Below are 4,252 nucleotides of genomic sequence, written 5' to 3' on the forward strand. Positions count from 1 at the left end.
ATCGATAACTAAGAATTATGCGTGAATCAGATAAGGCGACAGCGGTGCCAATTGATCTCTCTCACCTCAAGGGCCTAGAGGTTCAGAAGCTTGTCTTCCGTCGCCTTGTGGACCGCGTATTTGAAGATCCTCGCATGCTAAAGGTTACTGATCATGAAACGGGAGAAGTCGACTACATCGTCAGCGAAGACTCTGGACGCGGAATACTCGCGACGAATCGATTTCATTATTTCGAGTGTAAACACTATTCACGGTCACTCGAATTGGACAATGTGGCAAAGATCATGGTGGTGGCGGTGTCGGACCAGCCGCTAAGTGTTAACGTCATTTCCAGCACGCCGCTTCAACCTCAAGTTCGGAAATATGCTTCGAGGCTGTTTACATTCGATGGTAGTGTCAACCCGATCTTCCGAAGTATCGAATTTCGCCATTGGCAAACCGGCTTATTTCTCAGTGACGACGAGCTGAACAACGATCCCAGCATCAAAACCACAGTCATGCCCCTCACGCCTGAGCATGGCCTGCATACGATTCATTGGTGGTTGTCCGAGTGCATCGCATTTTCCCAAACAGAGGTAGCATCTTCGGGGACAGCACGCCGCGGATTGCATGTTCGGCAGGGAGTATTGCTGACACTCGCTGTGGAGTCTGCAGATGTCGACTCTGTCGCAATATCACTTGATGGATTGCCGCAGGATAGCTGGCAGTATGTACCGCTTGCCGGCGATGTCGGCAAAGGACACTTTCTCATTGACACAACCCATTTGGCCGTTGGCCAGGATTATCGAATTTCCCTTCAAACAGCGCATAAAAAAAACCGTCACATCACTCCTCTTGTTAGCTTAGTCATTAGTGGAGCTGTAAGTTTTTTACCGGAACTACGTGCGAACGAAATCGACGATCTGCAAAAAAAAATGGGAGATACTGGCGACGTACGCCTGTCCTTGGTGGATGGAGAAGCTGGCGTTGGAAAGACTCATTTAATCGAGAAAGTGGCCGAAGGATTACGTACAAAGGCTGGTTATGACGTCCTCCGTTTCACAGTCCCAGAAACGCCAGACGATGACCTTATGGTGTCAGTTATTAGAAATTGTCTTGCGCCGCCTATAGGGAAAGGCACTTTCAGTGAACTCGTTGGCAAGATTGAAGCGGGATTGCTCAAGCAAGAAGGCGATGGGAGTCTAAGAACAGATTTTCGATTGTTAGTACGTGTAATAAGCGGAATGGGGCCGAAAGTGATCGTTCTGCGCGATTGCCATTTAGTAACACCAAAGCTTGCTGACGAAATATGGGTGCTAATTTCTGTTTTGGATGACTCAAGCTGGGGCGGCATTCGATTGATACTTGAATACCGTCAACCCGACGCACTTTCGAATGCAGCTCTTCAGGGTTTGCTCCGAAAAATTGACTTAAATATCCGCAAGATTCTCCAAAAAAAACTGGTAGCCCCGCTTGATCGTAACTCGTTCTACCGTTTTTCGAAAACAATATTCGCTCATATCACGGATGAACTAATCACTTGCCTATTCGATAGAACAGGGGGATTCCCTCTTTTCTTCGACAGCTATTTACGTCGCCTTCAAACTCTCGGTCTAGTCAAGCGTGGAGATGACTCTCATCTATTCGAAATTAGCGAACCCGCACGCATTCTCACTGATCGTCTTCATGGGGGGCGGCAAGTTATTCTTGAAGAACGCATCAAGACAGGATTGCTTGGAGCATTTTCCTCCGACTGGGAAGAATGGGCGATTGTATTGGGTTTAATTGCGACAGCCGATAACGTTTACGATCAGTCGCTGATTCTGAACGCGCTTGATATCTCGGATCGCGATTTACGCGCGTTTCGAGAAATGCTCAGTGAAACAGGAATAGGTTCTGTTTTGTTCGATGGTCAAATCGTTTTTCGCCATGATTTGTTGCGCGAAGCAGCAGCGGCTGTTGCCACTGCTGCGAAGGGATTCGAGTCTCAAGCACGAAAAGTAGTGGGCGCTCTTTTTGTCGGAGATTCGAAATCTGATGAAGTTAAAGTGTTCGCCATCAGAGCGAACATCTTTACTTTGTTGAGCGATAACGTGGCTTGCGAAATAGAATTGCGCCAAGGGCTTAAAGCTGCAAAGGCGATAGAAGACTATGGCCGGATTGTTTTTTTTCTGAACCGTTTATTGCCATTGCTGAAGGATCGACCAGATGCCAACGAACGCCTGGATTTGTTGACTCAACTATGTTGGGCCAGCTGGGTAACAGAGTCACTGGTAGTCACCCGCGAGCGCTATTTGCAGGTAGCCGCCGAAGCAGAGCGAAATACTAGGGATTTTGAATTCAACGAGGCCATTGCCACGAACGCATATAGGCGCGCGATTGGACTAGATCTGGAGTTGATGGAGCCATATATTTTTATAGAGAATACCATTTCTGTTCTGAGTCGGCGTCAGACCCATCTGACATTTAACTCTATTCTGAATCGCTTGGTATTGTTCTGTGCTCGATTTGGACTTCCCGAGTATGGATACAAGTTTGCTCGCTTATCATTTAACTATATCGGCGACGGGCAGCGCGACAACGAAGGGAGTGTCCTTTTTTCCGAATTGGGGATGTTACATGCAGCCTCGTCGCCCACAATCGCGTTGGACTTATTCAAGCTAGCAAGTTCCATAGCAAAAGGGCGTCCCGAAGAGATAGGCACTGCCCTAGCGGTCCACGTGCATGCGTGTTTGTATCATGGAACGGCATTGGATATCGCGCATTTCGATGCTATCTGGGCCGACTGCACGAAACACCGGCTAACGGAGCCATTGGCGCGAGCTAGCCTTTTGCGTGGGTCACTATTTCTGCGCGAGGGTAACCTGAAGAGTGCGGGTCATTGGATTGAACGCACTGCGACCATGGTGCAGCTGTATCACATGAAGCAATTTGAGATAGCAATTCTCAACGATCAAATCTTATTTGCATTGCTTGTGGACGATATCGCAAGCGCGAAAAATGTTTTTTCGAAATTGATTTTTGAATTCGAGCGCGTGGAGATGGAAGCCTCTCGTGCGATCTCTAAGATCGATAAGGTATTCCAAGCTGCAGAAAGGGCTGCATTACCTCTGGGATTAGAACCATCAGATATCGAGCGACCGGCGGCTCCGCCTATGCATTGCGACCCGGCCAACGAGATACGCCAAAACATCGCAATATTTGCTTCGTTAATCGGGCTACATGAAATCGCAAAAACCTATACAACGGCATTGTTGAATAGGCCTTGTCCCGAAGTTATTGGGCATCGATGCGTGGAAATCAGCGGTAAGCGATTAATATTGGGCGCCTATTGAACGAACTATGTCATTGATCCAATTGAGAACGATGCGACGAATTTCTCCAGGAGATTCGCCGAGCAGCATTAGATTTTTATTCTGAGGATAGCTCCAGCGAGAAAATGCGACTGGTCCCATCCCTGGCTCTGTATCGATTTCTGATTTGCGTATTGGATCCCACAATACCATCGCAGGTTTGCTGAACGCGGTGGCCACATGAGCCACGCTACTGTCGAAGCCCAAAAACATATCCGAGGCCCATACCAGCGCCATCATCTGGCGTAATGTCGTGCGAAACCGTTTCGTGGCAAAACCTTTATTCTCTCTGCCATGTATGCCGACTTCAACAACACTCATCTCTGCAGGAAGCGCTGAGAGCACGTGGTGCCATTCGTCCTCATGCCAAGGATGTCCAGGCTTGGGTGAGCTCGTTCCATAGGGATGCAAGCAAAGCACCGGGCGCGGCAATCCAGAGAGCTTCAGCAAGGCCTCTCGACATTCTTCTTCTGTCAGAAAAAGGCTGGGCCGGATCAGTCGAGGAGCGACACCGTATTCAGCGCAGATATTGGAAATAATGTGCCCAAAGTGGCAATGCTGTTCATGTGATGAATTGACCAGCGACATGCTCTCGGGCGACAGGTCAGCTAGGTTGAGAATTTTTCCGACGAACGGATTGCCTCGCCAAATCGGAAACGGTTCCTCGTCCTCCACCGTTCCGACATCATCGGTTGGTTGAATCGGACCGGTCAACAGATCAATCGGCCGGCCACAGCGCATAGCAACTTCTTCAACTAAGCGCGTATACATCAACACGTCGCCAATCCCCGTTACATTGGGCACAGCCAGATCAGATTTGAATTTATGGCAGATTAATTGGAATGGATTTTTGGCTATAGGAGATGTTTTTGCGGGGATTTCCTGCATCTGCCGAGTATGCATAATTCTTAGTTATCGAT

The 4,252-nt window shown here is 48.5% G+C and carries 2 protein-coding genes; one reads left to right on the forward strand and one right to left on the reverse strand.

Translation table 11 applies throughout. The features are described 5' to 3' along the window. Nucleotides 1-17: 17 nt before the first annotated feature. Nucleotides 18-3,314 (forward strand): hypothetical protein, encoded by a 3,297-nt coding sequence (locus ACO0LO_RS28860; RefSeq protein WP_422969972.1) that lies wholly within the window; start codon nucleotides 18-20, stop codon nucleotides 3,312-3,314. Here ACO0LO_RS28860 and ACO0LO_RS28865 read toward each other — a convergent pair. Continuing rightward, nucleotides 3,294-4,220: a glycosyltransferase family 9 protein gene (locus ACO0LO_RS28865; protein ID WP_422969974.1), complete on the reverse strand. Its 927-nt coding sequence runs from the start codon at nucleotides 4,218-4,220 to the stop codon at nucleotides 3,294-3,296. The two genes, ACO0LO_RS28860 and ACO0LO_RS28865, sit on opposite strands and share 21 nt — an antisense overlap. Between the last annotated feature and the right edge of the window lie 32 nt (nucleotides 4,221-4,252).

The sequence above is a fragment of the Undibacterium sp. TJN25 genome (assembly GCF_049339885.1).
GTDB lineage: Bacteria > Pseudomonadota > Gammaproteobacteria > Burkholderiales > Burkholderiaceae_D > Undibacterium.

Coding starts and splice junctions, on each gene's coding strand:
- ACO0LO_RS28860 (WP_422969972.1), top strand. CDS start 18: ATGCGTGAATCAGATAAGGCGACAGCGGTGCCAATTGATCTCTCTCAC.
- ACO0LO_RS28865 (WP_422969974.1), bottom strand. CDS start 4,220: ATGCAGGAAATCCCCGCAAAAACATCTCCTATAGCCAAAAATCCATTC.